The sequence below is a fragment of the Snuella sedimenti genome, assembly GCF_016428595.1.
In the GTDB taxonomy this organism is placed as follows: domain Bacteria; phylum Bacteroidota; class Bacteroidia; order Flavobacteriales; family Flavobacteriaceae; genus Snuella; species Snuella sedimenti.
Window position 1 is genome coordinate 252,239 of record NZ_JAELVQ010000001.1, and the last position, 20,108, is coordinate 272,346.

Here is a 20,108-nt window from a genome sequence, read left to right on the forward strand (position 1 = left end):
TTAAAAGAGAGAGCTATTAAAGCCCTCTCTTTTTAAATTATTAAAAACTAATCTATTAGTCCGTACACATTAATTTCAGCTAGGAAACAATAAAAATTAGGGCCTTCTGTAGCTTCATACTTTACATAACGGGCTTTGGTTAAAGCAACTTCATAGAATTGTCCAGCGTCAGTAGTTGCGTCCATATTATATTCACCCAGATCTGTCCAATTGATGCCATCCAAACTTACATAAAACTTATGTTTTATCTGCCCTCTTCCATCACCTTGTCTTCTAAATACTTCGAAACCTGCAACTGTTTTTTCAACACCTAAGTCCACAGTAAAGTAGTGTGGGTATGGTGGTTGATTAGGTGACCATTCACTATGCCAGAAGGTTCCCAGCTCCCCATCAATGGTGTTGGAGGCCGGAGCATTTCCCATTTCTGATGAAAAGTCAGTAACGGACCAATCTATGTTGTCTAAACTTTCAATTACATTAATCTCTGCTAAAAAGGCAAAAAAGTTAGAGCCTTCTGTAGCTTCATACTTTACATACCTTGCCAGAACCGGAGTTACCATATATACCTGACCGTCATTAGTATTCGGATCCATATCATATTCACCCAGATCCGTCCAATTGGTTCCATCCAAACTCACATAAAATTTATGTCTAGTTTGCCCTCTTCCATCACCTTGCCTTCTAAACACTTCAAATCCAGCAATAGTTTTTTCTGCTCCCATATCAAACGCAATATAATGTGGATACCCTGGAGACCCACCATTCCATTGGGTGTGCCAGAAAGTACTCAAATCTCCATCTATAGCAGCACTTGCTAAGCCATTTGGAGCTCCTTCAGCAGGTTCTTCTGTTGAAAAATCAACAATTGTCCAACTACCTTTGCCTGCTGCTGGCAAAGGCGTTACAGTGAAAGAGATGGATTGCGAATTTCCAGATGTGTCTGAAATTGCAATCTTAATTTCCTGTTCTTCACTTTTCATCCCTGTAACCGTATAAGTACCTTCAGGGTCAGATGACATCATAGTATTTGTTACTTCACCACCATTTTTATCACTGTTTATAAAATCAAATGTTAACAATGTATTTTCTGAATTCTCCCAATTCGCAATTACGCCTCCAGAAATTGGATCTAAAGAAAGGCTTGCAAAAACTGATGTAATAGTACTCGGAAATTCATATGTATTCCAATTTGATGGAAATAAATCTATGGAAGTTTCGCTTCCGTCTTCATCAGCCAAAGTAGGCACATAAAAAGTCCTATACATAATTGGATTCGATGGAGAAGCATTTGGTAATGCAATTGCAGATTCATCTTCTTCAATAGTTACAATAACCTCTTCATCATTAATGTTCGTATACTTAACTTCAGTTTTGCGTTGAAATTCATCGCCACTTATTGCAAATTGAATTTCACCATCGGCACCATCAAACGAAACCCCATTAACACTTCTTGCCTCAAGATTAGACATATAATTTTCTCCATATGCTGAGCCAAATACCGTAACAGGAACCGACTCATTATCATCGGCATCCTTACTGTACACTTTAAACTCATAACTTTTCTCTTCCAATTCGGTTATATAAAGTTTTAATGTATCAGTATGGTTATCAGATTTCGAGTATGGAAACGTCTTCGTTTTATTTCCTTTGTCCCATGTCACGACTATTTCGTTTACATTAAAGGCTCCACTAATAAAACCGGAAATCAACACTCTTTTATTACCTGCAAAAGATTGTAAAGAGTCTGCTTTATTAGTATACTTTGTTTCTCCATCCTTAATATATTGGCTGTGCATATCTTCCATATCCTGACACGAAAAGAAAACACCTAAGACAGAAATAAGCGAGTATATTAAATATTTCATTGTTTTTTTCATAATGTTTTTTTTAATTAATTACATTTCCCCAGAAGGTCAATTCAGAAAAGTTTATAAACCCTGCTCCATCCCAAGTTTCTTGAACAGCTAAACGGAAATATCTGATCTCAACACTTTCTTCAAAAGTGTATTCATCGCCAGCTAAGAAGTGAGCGATATCTTCATCTGTATTTTGACCAATTGGTAAGCCGGAAGGTTTTATTGACTCACAACCTCTTAATTTTATCCAATTATCTAAATTACCATCACTGCCTGGTAATTCCTTAGCACCATAAAGGGTATATGATTTTGGGTTTCCATGTGTATACGCCCAATGTTGCTGATTAGGCGCTCTTTGGAATAACTTAATACGACTTAAAACCACATTTGCCCCCAAATCTATCGTCATGATACTTGGCCTTGGGTGATCACCCTGTGTATGCACAATAGATCCCAAATCATCATCAAATGCATTCCAATAATCACCTTCCCAAGCATCCCAGTTATCATCATTAGCCAAAACAACTTTTTGAAACTTTGCTTTGTCCAAACGCTCCTCAAACAAAGGTGTTAATAACTTATCTGGAGTTCCTGGATAAATAGTATCAGAAAAATTATCATACCGATCTCTTATTACTGCTGCAAAAGGCTGTGGTACAGACTCAAAACCTCTTAAAGAATGACTGGTCTCTGATTGCGATGTATATACAGTATGCACATTCTCCAACTCCCCTTGTTCGTTTTCCGCAAAAAGCAAAATAGCAATTGGTGTTTGCTGTTCGTTAACCCATTTAAACTTAGCACCTCCAAAATCGGGTGTAATTTCCATAGCTCCCTTTATTATATGTACTGGAGGCATTAATGGAGAGGCTGTAAATGAAACCCCTTTTGATACGTTTTCCGATCTATCTACGGCATAAACCGTAACTTCCTTTTCACTTGTATCTCCAAAACCAAGTATTTGAATTTTATTATCGTAAATGGAAGCTCTTACTTCTGCCATTTCTCCTTTGGAGTTTTCATACACGGCCTTTACATATAATAGATCCTTATCACTTGGAAGATCATACGATATATCGAAACCGCCATTAATAGAGGTATAACTTAAATTTTCTATTGCACTAGGTATAACATCATCGGATGTTATGGGATTATGCTCGTAGTCTTCCTGACAGGCTAGCAAAATAAAGGTGCAAACTAATAGTAGACTTAATATTTTTTTCATTTTCGTTAAGTTTTCGATTAAACTTTAATTTTACATAATAAACTTACCACCCTGGATTTTGTATTAAATTAGGGTTGTTTACAATTTCACCTTCAGCTATAGGCCACAAATAATCTTTTTGTGTGAAAGACGGGTTATACAATGTTTTTACATTATAATAATCTTCAGCATCCTGCGCTAAAACGTTCCAACCTTTGATAGGCTTATTCATATAACGTTCAGTTAATTTCCAGCGTCTTAAATCCCAAAACCTTGCTCCTTCAAATGCCAATTCGATCATTCTTTCTTGCTGAATGATCTCTCTCATCCCCGATTTAGTTGAAGGTTTTGTTGGTTCATTCGAATGGTTCGCCCAACTTTGGACAACACCATCTAGCCCTGCTCTTTCTCTCACAAGATCTATATATTCATATACCTCATTATCTGGTGTCCCTTTTACTTCATTTAAAGCCTCGGCATAGTACAGATACAAATCGGCCAAACGTATAATTGGGAATGCATATCTATCGGCATTAAGAGATGTTCCATTTCTTACGGTTGTCTTTATGTTTATCAATTTTTTAGGCCAATAGCCTGTAACGGAATATTGACTTACTTCAAAAACAGAAGCAAACTCTCCTCTTCGTCCATGTATATACCAAGGATCCGTATCCAACTCCCTTCCATTTCCAAACCAAGTACCTCTATCGAAAGATAAATCGGCATAAAAACGGGTTTCTCTATTAAAATTTAGAATAGCCGTTTGCTGTCCTGGTTCTACATGAAAACGATCCTCTGTTTCTGCAGATCTGCGCTTATAGCGGTTTTCGTAATCAAATGACACATCTTCGTTAATAGGCACCCCATTTTCTGAATAATACATTTCAGCAACCCTTAATGTAGGCGCATGCCTTGAAGCTACAGGATTTGTTGTATAACCATATAATCTCGGCATTGCTTGGTATTGTATATCCGTAGTACTACTGGTATGCCCCCAAATTAATTCTTTATTCCATTTTTCTGTAATGCGACATCTTAATGCTGCCTTCATCAAGGTTGTATCGTTTTGTTGAAATGGATCGGCATAGTCCTCTTTTTGGTAAAGCGACATTCCCGCAGATTGACAAATATCAATAGCTTCCTTGGCTGCATTAGCGGCTCTTAACCACTTGCTTTCGTCATACGATTGAGGAAACAGAGGTGTCCCTTCAGAATTTGTCATTCCAGAATACACAGGATTCCCATTAAATAGTGGGCTGGCATAGGTCATTAAAACCCGTGTTTTCATAGCAGCCGCTATTGGCTTTGTTATACGCCCCATGTCTTCATCCTCAAATTGTAATGTAACCGGTAAATCTGCAATCGCTTTATCCAATAAACCTATTACATACTCAAAGCCTTCCTCTAAAGTATTTCGTTCTGCTTTTACATCTTCTGTAGACGCTGTAACACTTATGGCCTTATCATTAATAACAATAGGCCCGTACATACGCAATAAATAAAAATGATAATACGCCTTTAAAAAGTTAGCCTCAGCAGCCCATTGTCTTTTTAAATAGTCATCTAAACCCGGCACCTTATCTACATTTTCGAGAAAAATATTACAAGTTCTAATACCGATATACAAACTTCTAAAACCTCTCCAATAATCAAACCTAGGACTGGTGATATTTTGAAACCCTTGCGCTACTGCCATTCCACTGTTACTAGTGCTAAGGACTTCTGGATACCACACCTCATCTCCCGCAGCTAAAGCCGGGTTATTACCTACTCTACTCGGATCGGGCAAGTAAGAATAACAACCATAAAGGTATTTCTCCGCATTGTATTGATTTGTGAATGCTAAATCCAAAGTTGCCAGATTATCCGGCACTACGTTTAAATAATCTTTTTCACAAGACATGAATGTCATTGCCAGAAGGAATACTAATATATACTTATATTTTATCATAATCTTTTCTTTTTAAAGTGATATTTGCAAGCCTGCATTAACAACCATTTGCGTAGGATAACCTAATCCATTCCAAGCCATTTCCGGATCCCAAAGTTTGAATTTGCTAAATGTTAGCAAATTAGTCCCAGAAACATAAAACCTAAAATCTGTTAAGCCCCATTTATTTACCATCTTTTCAGGGATTGTATAACCTATCTCTGCAGATTTTAATCGCATGAACGACCCATCTTGCATAAACCATGTACTTGTTTGTGCATTATTATTGATAACATTAGGAGATAATCTCGGCCATTTGGCATAGACATCTCTATTATCTTCGGACCAATGACTGTCTGCCCAGACCCTTAATAACTGATTGTTTCCTTGAGAAATACCTGTAGAAGGATCAAAAACTACAGAATTAGCAAAAGGTGCCGTAGCGGAAGGGCTTATCCAAAACGATGTATTGGCAACACCTTGGAAGAAACATGAAAAATCGAAATTCTTGAAACCAGTTGAAACCCCAAACCCATAAACAATCTCTGGTACGCCCGGATTACCTATAGGCACCCTGTCTAATCCAGAAATCCTACCATCCCCATTAATATCACGATACTTGATATCTCCTCCTGTATATTCCCCAAAGGTTTGAAGGGGTGAATTATTAACCTCGTTCTGATCTACAAACAATCGTTCAGCTATATAGCCCCAAGTCTGATTGATTGGCTTTCCAACACTTGACAACCAAGGTGTACTGGAATAATCTGGCTCTTCTTTTTTAGTAACTTTATTGGTTGAATAAGTAAAGTTACCCATAGCTTGAATCCACATACCATTACTAAAACTTTTATTATAAGTTATCCTTCCATCTACACCTCTACTAACAGCCTCTCCTATATTAGCTTTCACCCCTGCTTCCAAACCGATACTAGATGACATGATACGATCTGAAAGAATGTTTGATCGATGCTCTATAAAATAATCTGCCTCTAAATTAAATTCATTAAACAGCCCCAGCTCAATACCTGCATTAAATTTTGCTCCCGTTTCCCAAGAAATTTGATCATTGGCATACCTTTGAATGGATGCCCCTGGAAGAAACTTATCAAAATCACTACCGGTAACATAACCGCGACCTCCATTTAGATTAACTTGAGACAAGTAAAAGAATCTGTCAAATTCGCTTCCAATTTGATCACTTCCTACTAAACCGTAGGTTGCTTTCAACTTTAATAAATTAACGACCTCTTTTTGTTTTTCAAAAAATTCCTCGTTACTAACAACCCATCCAAATGCTAGAGAAGGGAAGTATCCCCAACGTTTTTCCTTAGCGAAACGCTCGGAACCATTATATCCAAAAGTAAACTCACCAAAATAACGATCTTTAACACCCAGTGTAAAACGACCCGCAAGTCCCATGTTTCTAAAAGGTAAGGACCCCTGTAATGACCCTGCATTAGATATTTTCCTATTATTTAACGTAAACACCAATAAACCAGAAACATCATAGATCTCATTGATATTCTTATTATAAGTTAATCGCGACTCAAAATACGTCGATGACGTTACATATTTATTAACTTCATTATAATCCAAAAATTCTGTCCCATCCTCTTCATTCAACGAGTTTAGCCTAATAGCTCCTGTCTCCCTGTTTAAAATAGGTTGATAATAGTACGGATTATACGACCTAATAATCGAATTACCAGACTCACGATTAGCATTCACAATCATTTTACCTATAAGCCCCTCTGTGATAAAATTAAAATCTTGCTCAACTTCCACCTGAGCAATCACTTTAGACGACCCCGTTTCCCTATAACCTCTTGCCAAATCCGCATACGGATTTAAGTAATCTCCATCGCCGTAATTTCCAAAAAGAATATGATTTGTAAATTGATTATCGGCATCCTTTTCATAGAAAGGTCTAAAATATACTGGGTTTGTTCTCACAACTTTAGCATAAAGCCCTGCACCTGAATCTATAGGGCCAGTATAATCGTCATAGTTACCAGTAAAGTTCATTTTAAGATTCGTTGTTTTGGTCAACTTTACATTGGTATTGGATCGTAATTGAAATTGTTTATACTTAATATTACTATTAAAATTACTGATCTTAGGCACCTTTAACACACCATTATCCTGACTTCCTGAAACCGACACATAATATCGTGCCACTTTTCCTCCTCCATTAAGATTAAAGTTTAAACGTTTATTAAATGTTTGATCTTTAAACAACTCTTCCTGCCAATTTGTAGTTGGATACAAAAGAGGATTACCTCCAGCAATGGTTTGGTCTACCTTCTCTTGAGAGTACGGTAAAAGCCCAAGTGGATCACGAGTTCTTACTGCTTCGTTATGCAATTGCATATAGGTTATTGGATCTGCAAAATCTACATTTTTAGTAGGACTAGACATGCTCGTTTCCATTCTTACATTAACACGTAAAGGCCCTTCTACACCTTCTTTAAGCGTTACATAAATAACACCGTTAGCGCCTCGAGCTCCATAAAGCGAGGTTGCTGTTGCATCTTTCATGATAGAAAATTCTGCGATATCATCGGGCTGTAATCTGGCAAGATCTCTAACCGTTAACTCAACACCATCAATTAAAATAAGCGGATTATTTCCATACCCAAAAGAGGTCACTCCACGAATAAAGAATGTGGCATCATCTGCTCCTAAACCAGGTTCCCCTGAACGTTGAAAACCAATAACTCCGGCTACCCTACCTGCCAATGAGGTTGTAAGGTTACTGCTGGGAATCTTTAAATCGGAAGGCTTAACGGTAGTTACTGATGATATTAAGCTTGTTTTTTTCTGCTTACCAAAACTTACTAAAACAACCTCATCCAGCTCGGCTGCATCTTCCTTTAAAGTAACATTGATTGTTGTTTTATTATCTACAGGAACCTCCTGTGTTTCGAAACCAACATAAGAAAACACTAATACAGCATTAAGCTCCTTGACTTTTATAGTATAATTACCATCAAAATCTGTTGTAGTTCCTATACTCGTCCCTTTAACAAGGATTGTCACTCCCAACAATGGTGTATTGGTTTCATCCACTACCGTTCCCTTAATTTCACGTTCTTGAACTCGTGGCTCTACTACCTCTTTTACAGGAGGCTCTATTTTTTTTGTTAAAAATATTTGTTTATCTATAACATTAAACGTCGTTAATGTTTTATTAAACACTTTTTCTAAAATGGAGGTTACTTTTTCTTCTTTAGCGTTAACCGAAATGAGACGGTTTAGGTCTACATCTTTTATTTTGTATATGAAACGAAAGTCACTCTTACTCTCTATAACATCAATGAGTTGTTCTACTTTAACGTCTTTTAGTTTTAAAGAAATTTTAGTAACCTGAGAATACGAGGTATTTGCCTGGACCGAAAAGAGCGTAACAAATAAAAATAAGGCACTTAACTTCATTTTAAGGTTAAATTTTAAACACAGGCAGTGTTTGTTCTTTTGATAAAGAATTTTTTTCATACTTTTAAGTTGTTTAATTGTGGTTAGTTTTAATCACTCATTCTTAACCGGAAACTGGCTCCAACAGTTTTCGGTTTTTTTATAAGTAATCTTTAATCGTAATTGAAAATTGTCTGCTTTATTTCATAGGCTACATTTTAATTATTGGATGGTTATATGGTTATCTTTAATTGTATAGTTTATATCGTATGTCAATTTTAAATATTCTAAGACTTTTTCTAAAGGTTCATTTCTAAAACTCGCATTGAAAATTTCTTGAGCTAATGCATCATTATTTATAGTAATCGACACATTATAACGGCGTTCCATTTTTTTAAGAATATTTGCAAAAGTCATGTCCCTAAACACCAGTTCACCATGTACCCAAGATGTATAAATACTCGTAACAACTTGTTTTGTTTCAATAGTTTCATTCGTTTTATTAAAACTTCCCTTAACTCCTGGCACTAGCATTACCTTTGTGCTTTCTTGTGGATTTGATATGCTATCTGTTTTGTACATACTAACTGATCCTTCAACCAATACAACATCTGTATTTTCATCCTCGGGGTAGGTAGACACATTAAACTTGGTTCCGTACACCTCCACATTAACACCTTTATTGTTTACAACGAACAGGTGCTCCTTATCTTTAGCCACATCGAAATAAGCTTCTCCTTCTAAAAAAACCTCTCTACTGTGACCTTCTAAAAACTTAACCGGGTATTTAATGGAGGTTCCTGCATTTAAATGCGCAACGGTTCCATCAGATAATAGCAACTCGAAGGTTTGACCATAAGGGATATTTAAGGTATTATAAGAAAGTGTTTCAACCTCTGTATCTTTTGAGTACGTAATACTATTTTTCACCTGCTTCCCTACAACACTTCCTTTTACATCGGTTAAGTCTTGAACTCCCTCTGTATCGATTACCTTAATTTCCCCATTATCCAATTGCAGTGTAATGTTAGTTTGCTGAACATCCTCTTGATCAAAACTTGATTTATTTGATAAATAATTATTTTTATACAGTACACCAAGAACCATCAAACCAGTGAAGACTGCAGCTACCTTCAAGAATCTTTTAACTGAACTATTGCTCTTTTTTAAAGTTTTCTCTCGCTTTATATTTTTATCGTAACCAATTATTTTTTCATAGATGCGAAGGGAAGGTTCTTCATCAATTTTATGAGGATCTTCTTCTAGAAACTCATTTATTTCCTCCACGCTGGGAATCGACCCTATATCCAACGTATCGTTATTTTTAAAAAAATTTATAAGTATTTCCTTTTCTTCCCTAGTACAGGTATTCAGAGCATGCTTTTTAAGTAAATGTCTTATATGTGGGTCTTTAATCATTATCTTGTTTTATAAACAGTTAAAGGGCATTCTACATATAATACAGTTGGAAAGACTTCGAGTACTATTCTAAATGCACTTTTTTTTGCCCATTAAAAAAAATACATTATTAACACATTGACTAGCAGTGTGTTAACTCAAAAAAAATAATTAAAAAAAACCTAGTTCTATAGAATGAACAAAATGAAAAGAATGAAAGTTAAATTTTCATGGGCAAATAAAAACTCTCGAATAGTATCAAGCGCACTGCTCATCTGATTTTTGACTGTATTTTTTGACACCCCAAGCTCTTCACTTATTTGGTCATAGCTCATCCCTTTATCTCTAGACAGTTCGAAAATGCGCTTGCGCTTAGGTGATAATCTATTAATAGCCTGTTGTTTTATTTTTTCAAAATAAGCTTCATCTAACTTTGTTTCTATGGGATTACAATATACCGGGACTTCGTAAAAAACATGATCCCTCATAGCTTTATCATTAGCTACTTTATGCAGAAAATTAATTGTTAAATTACGGGTAATTGTAAAAACATAAGATTTGAAGGATAAGTTAGGATTAAGGCTTTCTCGATTCAACCATACTTTTAAAAACACATCTTGTACAATTTCCTCGGCATATTCCTTCTGCTTAAGCATACTCATACTATATCTGTAAATATCATTCTTATAATGGTTAAACAATTTAAGGAAAGCAGTTTCGCAACCATTTGCTACCTGTTTTACCAAAAAAGAATCATTATACAGATAATTTTTACTCATTAAATCTAAACGTGTAAAATATTAATACTTATTCTAAACGAGAACCAAAAGTGACATATTCATATCAATTAACTTATTGAAATCATAAATCGGCAAGCAAAGTATTAAAATTTTGTTAAATAAAAAATAACCTTAATGCTTTTATAAAAAAAGGTTTTAAACAAACTCCTTATGTAATTGCTTCAAAACTCCCATACAACCTATAGATGACAGAACTCTCTATTAAATTTGTCCTATACTATTCTTCAAACAAAATTGCCGAATCCATCCACCTTTTTGACGAAAATGAGTAACCAAACAATCCATACTTTTAACATATTTAAAAGGTAAAATACTACAAACGAGACTACTAACGTCTTCGAAAGCACAATAATCAATATAAACTCCTAGAGTTAGCTAACAATTTAGTTACACACCATCTGCTATACTTAACTTTCATCTTTTACATACCCTCTCTAATGCATGCTTATATTGAAGCGAAAATTGATGGGTTTGTGACCAGATGAAGGCTTTTTTGAGTCGCATAGCAGGGCTACGTGACGATGAAAAGACAAAATACGGAAGCAAACCGACATTTTTTTAGCCAATTTGTAAAAGTTTAAATCACTTCGTTAAGTCAATAACAAACAAAAGAAAGAAAGAAGTGACAAATTAACAATTCACCACTTCTTCCCAAAAATATCAAATCGCTATAAAAACAAAAGAATATCTTATGAATCAAACCGCACTGAAATGCCCTTGACTAAGTTCCTTTCTATTGAAAGCTAATCGTCTAACGAATTTATCCAAGCTGCAATTTTCAAGGCTTCTGCTTTAGGAACCTGCGGCATTGGCGCCATAGGTGTAGCATATTCTGGCCAGTTTTTAGGTTGTGGATTATAAATAAGCTCTACAATTTTTTCATTACTGTAATTACGTTTTGCAATTGCCTTAAAAGACGGCCCAACAACTCTTTTCTCTTTATTATGACATGCTACACACGTATTATTGGTTAGTAATGGCTGTACGTCTGCATCACTTAAAACAGCAACTGCTTTTGTGCTCACATTTTTCTTTACACTTGTTTTTTTAACAACTTTCTTTTTAGCACTGGATCGCTTGGTTGAAAGTTGAGACAATTCTAATTTAGAACCATCTGGTATATTGTTTAAAGTATAATAAAACGTTGGATGTAACGTCAAATCATCACCTCCTTTAAGCTTAACCCCATGCAATGTGATTTCATGGACGTAATATTGTCTTAAATTATCTGTTACAACACGTACTTTAAGCCCATCTTCACTTACTTTAACGCCTTTAATCTTGATATCTTCGATATTTGTTTGTGGACTTCCATACGCAGGGTGGTATTTATAGATATAACTTTTACCTTTATAGGAATCCAAATCTTCTGCAGACGCTCTATCAACCGGTTTTGTAAACTCAATTTCAAAACCATCAGGCTTAGCTTTTACAGTTTTCATCTCAAAAGGTACGCGTCCTGTCCATGTTAAATACTCCAAACCTGAATTAGTGGTTCCGGCAGACCCCCATCCCCTATTGGTTTCACCAACAAAAAGATTACCGTTGTTATCAAAATCCATGCGCATTACGCCAGATTGGAATCCTGATCTAAAATCGAAAGCAACGCCTTGATATGCGCCTTTTACTTTTTCAAGAACAACACGCATTATCTTGCTCTGTCCCATATCCCCAATAAGCACCTGACCTTCAAAAGGGCCAAACTTACCTTCGGTTTTATCAACTTTAACTTCAGAATTGGAAATCCCTAAAATACCATGTGGCAGTACGACTGCGGGCAACTGTAACTCTGGAAAGGACTCTTTCAATTCATGAACAAAATCTGGATCTTCTTCATTTAATATATTTTCAGGCTTTACATATCTGCCATTCTTTTTAACTTGTCGTTTATCTATTTTACTATAAAATTGTGCTTCTGTTAACTTAATTGGAGACTCTTCTAGTGCACTCCATTTAAGTCCAGCTGGATGCGCCGTAACCACACCTTTGGGTAAGTGCCACAGAGCGCCTGACCCAATCCAATCTCCTTGATTGTCTGTATAAAACAACTCACCATCTATTAGACCATACCCTGCTGGAGAACGCATTCCCGTTGCCCAAGGCTCCATCTTTCCATCTTCGGTTATTTTCATTGTCCAACCTCGCCACGGCACGCGACTTTCTCCTCGCCACCACTCTTCACTACCAAAAGCTACATTGGCGGTTACAAAAAATGAGTTGTCGGGAGCCAACACAGGACCAAACGAATATTCATGATAATGTGTCGATAAAGGCCAAGCATAAATGGTTTCATAGATATCGGCTATTCGATCGCCATCAATATCCACAAGCTTTGTAAGTTCACCACGCTGCGCCGTGTATAAAGCACCGTCTTTATATGCCAATCCTAATGGTTCATGCAATCCTGATGCAAACTTTATAAATGTAGATGGTTTTCCATTGGCCATGGTTGGGTTTTCTATAATCCATACATCACCGCGTCTGGTACAAACAGCAATGCTTCCATTGGGAAGAGATTCAACCCCACCACCTTCTACAAGAACGCCTTCGGGAGTGGGCACTTTAGTAATTCTATAATAATCTTCTTCTTTTGGTGCATTCTGAGCCAATAGGCTTTGTACCGATACAAGTACCAATAAGATTACTGCTATTTTTACACTATCAATTCTGCTGTAAATTACTTTTTTCATAACGCCTACCAAATTATTTCATATTTAACCGTACTCCCATCAACTGGAATCACTAACTCTGTTTCCCCTTCAATTTCTCTAATTATAGGGATTTGTCCTGTTAACACTTTAACGAAGTATTTCTGGTCATCGATAGCATATGATCCATCAGGCATTTTCTTAACTGTTCCCGAAGCAAGCTTACAATACCAATTAACCAAACCTGACTTTGAAAACTGAATGGTATGGATAATATGGGTATTATCGCTAGGTGTTATGCTACTCTCAATTTCCACATCTTTATAAACATATTTGAACACTGGCAGTCCGGTTACTTTATCAACAGCATAGCCTTTGGACACAAAATCGGGAGCACTTCCAGTTACAGGGAAGCCATCCTTAAAATTAGAAAGCTGCGCTATGGGCTGATTTAAAAACGTCCACTGAACAGCTCCTCTAGGTCTAAACGACCCGTCACCTCTACTATGCCACATAGGTGTTGCATCGACAAAATCGCCTCTCCAAACACCTACGAGGTTACCAGCTCCCAAATCGTAGACATAATTTACACCTTCTGGCATTCCTACTCCTATGGTATGCGACAACCGCTTACCGTTGCCCTTAAACCCTACAAAAGCTCTTAACATACGTGGCCTTGCATTAGGTTGCACAAATATTGGCGAAACAGAATTTACAGCATTTGGATAGGAATCGTACACATTAAATGCTTTCGGGTTTGTTGCCGCTGTACTAATAGAAAATCCTAGCCTTGGTGCTCTCCAAGCAGCCGATTTAATATTGGTCAATAAAAAACTATGGGTTCCAGCCGACAACTCTAAGGTTACGTCTAGAGACTCTTCCCTATCGGATGCATTTTTTAGAATTACAGATTTCCCATTAATTTCAAGCGACATCCCTCCTGAATAACCGACAGATACTGTATAAGTATTATTTTTAGGAATGCTCAACACTCCAGAATAAACAACGCCATACCCATCTTCTTCGCCAGTTACATTAACATCGATTAATTTTGCTTGCCCCTCTGAAACAATCTTAGCTTCATTTAATTCCTCTAGTCCTTTAAAGTTACCTTTATACGTTTTATACTTCAACGAAGAAACCGTAACTCCTGATGGTTCTAACAATTGGTATTTAATATCTCGGAATGCTACTGGTCCATGATCTCCTTGAATCATAAGTGGCCCTTTAGCAACTTCATTTTTCGCAATCGGCCCACCTGTATAATGAGGCACCTCTACATTTGTATGAATCGCTACACCATTAAGTGTTACCGAAACAAATTTAGCATTGGCTATTTTTTCCCCTAAAGTATTAAACCTAGGAGCTTGAAAATGAATTTTTAATTTTTGCCATAGCCCCGGAGCTTTTGATGCATTACTCAACGGTGGTATCCCCCTAAAAATTTTATCCGGTGTTGTTTCCCAATTATTATGAATACCTCCCATATCGGACATTTTAGGACTTACTACGCCCCAACTATCCTTAAGCTGCAACTCATACCTGCCTTGCAAATAAATACCGGAGTTAGATCCTTTGGGAAGCATCACTTCCAATTCCAATTTAATGTCACCGTGCTCCCAAACCGTTTTTAATGGATCTCTTTTTTCCGAATCGTTTATATTAAGTAAAATGCCCGAACCCGGTTTAAAATCTATAGGTTTTGGTATTACCTGATTTTCACTTTTTCGCTTTCTCTTCTTTTTCTTTTTAGATTTTGCTTCTAACTCATGCTTTTCCAATTCATGCACATCGATATTACGATTTACAGTAACTTCTCCAACAATCTGCCAGTTTCCGGCCTGTTGGTCAAAATCATTTAAGTTATCAAGCTTTATTTGCTCTTGTGCAAATAAATTCGCTCCAAAAAGGAGCATGGTCAATACAATTTTGATTTTCATAAATAATTTCTTCTAATAATTCGACTTAAAATACAGCTTAGCAACTGCTTACAACTTGACACAAAACCAAATATATGTATACATATCAACTGTCCTGTGCAGTTTTATTCACTGAAAAAAATTATACAATCATACACATGTCTAAACACCTACCTTTATATGACTTATATAAGCAATAATATACAACTTATTTATCTTCTATTTAAGAATGGATATAAAATTAAAAAGCCCCAAGAATAACATAATTCTTGGGGCTAAAACTTTATTTTGTATTAGTTTATTCTACAATAAACTTTCCCTTCATCATACCATAATGTCCAGGAAAACTGCATAAAAACTCGTATTCTCCAGTTTCGGGAGCATTAAACTCTATAGAAGTGGTCTCCCCGCCTCCTATTAACTTAGTATGCGCAATAATGTCATCCTTTGCATCAGCTGGAATAAATTCTGTATCATGTGCTGTAGCCGATTTATTTCCAAAAGCCACTAAATCAACCCCCTTCTTAAGCAACACAAAATTGTGCCCCATAATTTTCTTGTCCAATTTACCTATGTGCCTAAGGGTTAGCTTCACTTTTTTACCTGCTTTTACTCTAATTTCGGTTTTATCGAATTTCATCATATCATTACCAGAAATAACAACATTGCTGATATCTTCTTCAACTTTTTTTTGCGGTTCACTGGTTTTCTTTTCATATGAAAACCCTTCTTTTTTCTTTTCTTCTTTTCCTCCACAACCGACTAATATTGCACAAGAAAAGATCGATACTAATACGTATTTTATTGTTTTCATTTTTAGCATTTTGTTTAGTATTATTTAATCCTTCAAAAGTAACCAAATTTACACATATATACCAATACTATTGTATAGTATAATTCAGTGAAAAAAATTATACAAACATGTGATAAAATAAGGATCCAAAGAAACATGTTAAAATAAAATCGAAATACAATTTACCAATAGATAATTCTTTGGACTTCGAACAAAACTATAATATATAATCTGTACTTATAAAATTGGATGTTTTCTTTTCCAACAGTTCTTTTAAAATGGCATTATTGTAATCATTATCCTTGGAAGCCACAAATGTTCTGATGGAAAACGAACGTAACGCATCGACCACACTCAAGGTACTAAATGCAGAGTCTTTTCGTCCCGTAAACGGATATACATCCGGTCCTCGCTGACATGAACTATTTAAATTGACACGACACACTAAGTTAACCAAAATGTCAATTAAAGGCGATAGTGTTTTTACATCTTTACCAAACAAACTTACCTGTTGTCCATAATTTGATGCAGCCATATCGTCTAAAGGCTCATCTATCTCATTAAAAGACACAACAGGTATTACTGGTCCAAACTGTTCTTCTTGAAAGACACGCATCGATTTATTTACCGGAAATAAAACTGCTGGGTAAATAAAGTTCTCTGAAGTTTCTCCTCCTTTTTCGTTTATAATATTTGCGCCTTTTAGCTTAGCATCTTCTATTAATTCTTGTATATAGCCCGGTTTTTCTACTTCAGGTAACGGCGTTAACTTAGCGCCCTTGTCCCATGGGTTACCAAATTTAAGTCCATCCACCTTTTCGGCAAAACGCTTGTTAAATTCTTCAACAATAGATTCATGCACGTATAATACTTTTAAAGCAGTACATCGCTGTCCGTTAAACGACAGTGTACCCGCGATACACTCATCTATAGTTAAATCTAAGTCGGCATCGGGTAAAACGATAGCTGGGTTCTTTGCTTCCAAACCCAATACCAATCGCAGTCTATTCTTTTTGGGGTGATTATTTTGTAAAGCATTAGCCGATTTACTATTACCTATTAAAGCCAATACATCTACTTTACCAGATTGCATAATTGGTGTGGCCAACACACGGCCTCGGCCATAAATGACATTTACAACACCCTTGGGAAAACTATTCTGAAAGGCTTCCAATAGGGGAGATATTAACAAAACGCCTAATTTTGCCGGTTTAAAAATAACCGGATTCCCCATAATTAAAGCTGGGATAAGTAATGTAAAGGTTTCGTTTAAGGGATAATTGTAGGGCCCGAGGCACAACACAACACCTAAAGGCCCTCGGCGTATGTGCGCATGGACTCCCTGATGCTTTTCGAACTTTGCAGAATCCCGATCCAATTGCTTGTATGCTTCAATAGTGTCATAAATATAATCAACTGTTCTATCAAATTCCTTTTCAGAATCTGGTAAATTCTTACCAATTTCCCACATTAACAATTTAACCACTTCTTCCCGTTTGGTTTTCATCTGCTCTACAAACTTTTCCATACAGGCAATCCTGTCTACAACCTTCATTGTAGGCCATAAGCCTTTCCCTTTGTCATAAGCCAAACAAGCCGAATTTAAGGCTTCCATTGCTTCAGTCTCGCCTAATTGCGGAATACTTCCTAGCAACGTAGGCCTATAAGCTTCAGTAGAAGAAATCGTAGAATAAACATCAATAGAATCACCATCCCATTGCTTTAGTTCTCCCGATACCAAATACGTCTTTTGATGGTGTAAAGATTTTATTTTATAGGGCTCAGGTATATCCTTAAAAGATCTATTCATAATATAAGTTGTTAGAGTTTAGTGTAAAGCTAAGATACCTATCTTCTTTTTGAAATTTCTTTTAAAATCTGTCTATTTTGAAAGAAATATTGAATTCTTAACGCTTTAATTACTAGGCTACAAAACGTTTATAACGAAATCGATTTCGACTGTTAATTTTATTTAAAGAATTTAAATTGACATGTCCTAAAATCCCAAAATAAAGATTTTCTTAAAACAAACTATCCTCTAGACAGGGGACCATAGAGGTGCACATCGATGTGCTAACGCATGGCATTTTGACCTTTTAGGTCAAAAAAAAAAACGATTCCGAAAGCTTTCGGAACTGTTATTTAGGTTCCCTTTTTATTCACGAATCTTCGACTTCACGGAAATGTCAATCTTCCCTTCCGACCAGGCAGATTCAACTGAATCCCCGACGCAGAGCGTCGAGAAACTCTTTCAATTTAATAAAAAATCATGGGCTTATAAACAGGAAAGTTATATTTGTATCTTATGAGCAAACATCTCGAAAACACACAGACAAACGTTTAAAGTTCACTTAACAGAAACAATAAGTGCAACATTGAAACCACTATTAAAGAGACTATACCATTTAACGGGCATCGCCTATTATTGTTTTCAAAAACACTCCTTAATTACAGTCTTTTTCAGCTTTATTTACTAAGGCATTGGCATTACTTCGCCATGTAATAAAATTGGGTTGGGACTATTTGGATTTATTATGACTTTAATTTTATATGTTTTATCCTTATCGAAAGAAACTTTACTCTTTAAATAAAGACCTGTCTTCTCAAAAGGTAATAATTTGGGAACCGTTCCATTTACAATTTCAATATCTTTTCCTTCCTTGGAACATATTATTCTTATCTTGGATTTTTTAGAAGCTGCTTGTCCGAAATTCTGAACTTCAACAGTTAGATCCGCACCTTTTGGTGTTGGTTTTATCTTTGGCAATCTGGCAGACAATATAGGCGTTACATAATCTACCCCTGGTAAACGTGTATATGCGAACAAAAGGCTTCCTTTATTGGTTTTACCTATTATTTTTCCAGCAAAGTTAGACTCTGTAAGCCCATGACCTTCCCCATCAAATGTAATAATGAGGTCATCTCCCATCTTTTCTGTTTTAGTGACCTTAGCCCCTTTTCCAAAATTCACTGCTTCAGTGGCTCCAAATCTTAAGGATGCAATATCCATATCGGTATGCGGATTAAAATCGGGCTCAGCTGTTATTTTAACCTGTACTGCTTTAGTTTTGGCACCAATCTTTTTCTTATTAAGCACAGTTGCCAAACGCCCGACTGTTAATGGTATAACAATATGTTTTGAGCTATGGTTATCATTTTCAAGGTCGTGCCATTTTATGGTATCAATGACCGCAAAATGCGCCTGTGTTGCTCTTCCGTATTTATCCTGTAGCACTTTAATACGCTCATACTTAAACCAATCGACCTTAGTTCCATCTTCATACTTAGAAATCCCAGGCATATATGCTTCTCCAGGATCGACCTTCCATGTAACGCCATCTTTGGATCTTAAACTGTAGGCTATACGACCTAACCAGTCGTTTACGATCATATGGTACTGAATATTGGTTTTCCACACTAACGGATCTTCAAATTCTCCTTCAACTGGTGGATACACACGTTTTTCGGTAACTTGATTATAAGGAGACACCCCTGTTTTACTAAACCAAATACCGCCGCCGCGACACACCATTAAATACGATCCGTCTTCTCTCTGGGCAAAACTTAAGTTACTTAATCCTTCAATAATTTTCCGATCGCGTTTATTAAATTCAAACTTGTTATATTTCCAAGGCTCATAGATTGCATCAGAAATATAATAACCTCCTATAACATACACAACATACCGATTGTCTTTTAGCCTGTATACTTCTGGGTTATGCCCTTTGCCTACAGTTTCTACAATCTTGTAAGGTCCAAATGAATTTTGGGAAACGGCATGGAATACGGTAGACTTACTCCAATACATATGCCCTTTGGGGGAGTTCTCTGGCCATCCACAAACAAAAAGATGGTATTTGTTATCGTCTCCCAACACAGCATTACCTCCCCAATAAGAGTTTACATTATCTTCAATCCCATTATCGACATAACGTGGAATAACATTTTTGGCACCCCAAGTATCTGTTGTTAATTGACCTTGTACTGGCATAGGCAGAAACCTATCCATAAAACGTCCTCCATACACCAAACTATCCCATGCAACAGGGCGTTCACGTTCTTTAACTTGGGCTTGTACTTGTCCTATTAACAATACAAATACAATTAAGTGAATAATAAAATTTTTGTGTTTCATTTTATTCA

11 protein-coding genes are annotated in these 20,108 nt (G+C 36.2%); all 11 read right to left on the minus strand.

Annotated features, from left to right (window positions below):
• Nucleotides 1-47 precede the first annotated feature (47 nt).
• The 11 genes from JF259_RS01070 to JF259_RS01120 all read right to left on the minus strand — a co-directional run bounded on the left by JF259_RS01070 (nt 48) and on the right by JF259_RS01120 (nt 20,100).
• Nucleotides 48-1,865 (minus strand): DUF4998 domain-containing protein, encoded by a 1,818-nt coding sequence (locus JF259_RS01070; protein WP_199112286.1) that lies wholly within the window; start codon nt 1,863-1,865, stop codon nt 48-50.
• Nucleotides 1,866-1,887: 22 nt separating this feature from the next.
• Nucleotides 1,888-3,081: a DUF5000 domain-containing lipoprotein gene (locus JF259_RS01075; protein ID WP_199112288.1), complete on the minus strand. Its 1,194-nt coding sequence runs from the start codon at nt 3,079-3,081 to the stop codon at nt 1,888-1,890.
• 43 nt (nt 3,082-3,124) lie between these two features.
• A complete protein-coding gene (locus JF259_RS01080) occupies nt 3,125-5,011 on the minus strand; it encodes a RagB/SusD family nutrient uptake outer membrane protein (protein ID WP_199112290.1) in 1,887 nt (628 codons plus the stop codon).
• A gap of 12 nt (nt 5,012-5,023) precedes the next feature.
• A complete protein-coding gene (locus tag JF259_RS01085) occupies nt 5,024-8,488 on the minus strand; it encodes a SusC/RagA family TonB-linked outer membrane protein (protein WP_233164032.1) in 3,465 nt (1,154 codons plus the stop codon).
• Between the two features lie 141 nt (nt 8,489-8,629).
• Complete coding sequence (locus JF259_RS01090) at nt 8,630-9,826, minus strand: FecR family protein (RefSeq protein ID WP_199112292.1); 1,197 nt, start codon at nt 9,824-9,826, stop codon at nt 8,630-8,632.
• A 167-nt stretch (nt 9,827-9,993) separates the two neighbouring features.
• On the minus strand, nt 9,994-10,584 hold the full coding sequence (locus JF259_RS01095) for an RNA polymerase sigma factor (protein WP_199112294.1): 591 nt from the start codon (nt 10,582-10,584) through the stop codon (nt 9,994-9,996).
• Between the two features lie 764 nt (nt 10,585-11,348).
• On the minus strand, nt 11,349-13,295 hold the full coding sequence (locus JF259_RS01100; protein ID WP_199112296.1) for a c-type cytochrome: 1,947 nt from the start codon (nt 13,293-13,295) through the stop codon (nt 11,349-11,351).
• A 5-nt stretch (nt 13,296-13,300) separates the two neighbouring features.
• Nucleotides 13,301-15,193: a family 16 glycoside hydrolase gene (locus JF259_RS01105; RefSeq protein ID WP_199112298.1), complete on the minus strand. Its 1,893-nt coding sequence runs from the start codon at nt 15,191-15,193 to the stop codon at nt 13,301-13,303.
• Nucleotides 15,194-15,470: 277 nt separating this feature from the next.
• Nucleotides 15,471-15,986, minus strand: a complete 516-nt coding sequence (gene azu / locus JF259_RS01110; protein ID WP_199112300.1) for an azurin — start codon at nt 15,984-15,986, stop codon at nt 15,471-15,473.
• Nucleotides 15,987-16,182: 196 nt separating this feature from the next.
• On the minus strand, nt 16,183-17,775 hold the full coding sequence (locus JF259_RS01115) for an NADP-dependent glyceraldehyde-3-phosphate dehydrogenase (RefSeq protein WP_199112302.1): 1,593 nt from the start codon (nt 17,773-17,775) through the stop codon (nt 16,183-16,185).
• 663 nt (nt 17,776-18,438) lie between these two features.
• A complete protein-coding gene (locus JF259_RS01120) occupies nt 18,439-20,100 on the minus strand; it encodes a glycoside hydrolase family protein (RefSeq protein WP_199112304.1) in 1,662 nt (553 codons plus the stop codon).
• Between the last annotated feature and the right edge of the window lie 8 nt (nt 20,101-20,108).

Bases quoted from the DNA above. Each gene is read 5' to 3' on its own strand.
- JF259_RS01070 (WP_199112286.1), bottom strand. From the start codon at position 1,865: ATGAAATATTTAATATACTCGCTTATTTCTGTCTTAGGTGTTTTCTTT.
- JF259_RS01075 (WP_199112288.1), bottom strand. From the start codon at position 3,081: ATGAAAAAAATATTAAGTCTACTATTAGTTTGCACCTTTATTTTGCTA.
- JF259_RS01080 (WP_199112290.1), bottom strand. From the start codon at position 5,011: ATGATAAAATATAAGTATATATTAGTATTCCTTCTGGCAATGACATTC.
- JF259_RS01085 (WP_233164032.1), bottom strand. From the start codon at position 8,488: ATGAAAAAAATTCTTTATCAAAAGAACAAACACTGCCTGTGTTTAAAA.
- JF259_RS01090 (WP_199112292.1), bottom strand. From the start codon at position 9,826: ATGATTAAAGACCCACATATAAGACATTTACTTAAAAAGCATGCTCTG.
- JF259_RS01095 (WP_199112294.1), bottom strand. From the start codon at position 10,584: ATGAGTAAAAATTATCTGTATAATGATTCTTTTTTGGTAAAACAGGTA.
- JF259_RS01100 (WP_199112296.1), bottom strand. From the start codon at position 13,295: ATGAAAAAAGTAATTTACAGCAGAATTGATAGTGTAAAAATAGCAGTA.
- JF259_RS01105 (WP_199112298.1), bottom strand. From the start codon at position 15,193: ATGAAAATCAAAATTGTATTGACCATGCTCCTTTTTGGAGCGAATTTA.
- azu (WP_199112300.1), bottom strand. From the start codon at position 15,986: ATGAAAACAATAAAATACGTATTAGTATCGATCTTTTCTTGTGCAATA.
- JF259_RS01115 (WP_199112302.1), bottom strand. From the start codon at position 17,775: ATGAATAGATCTTTTAAGGATATACCTGAGCCCTATAAAATAAAATCT.
- JF259_RS01120 (WP_199112304.1), bottom strand. From the start codon at position 20,100: ATGAAACACAAAAATTTTATTATTCACTTAATTGTATTTGTATTGTTA.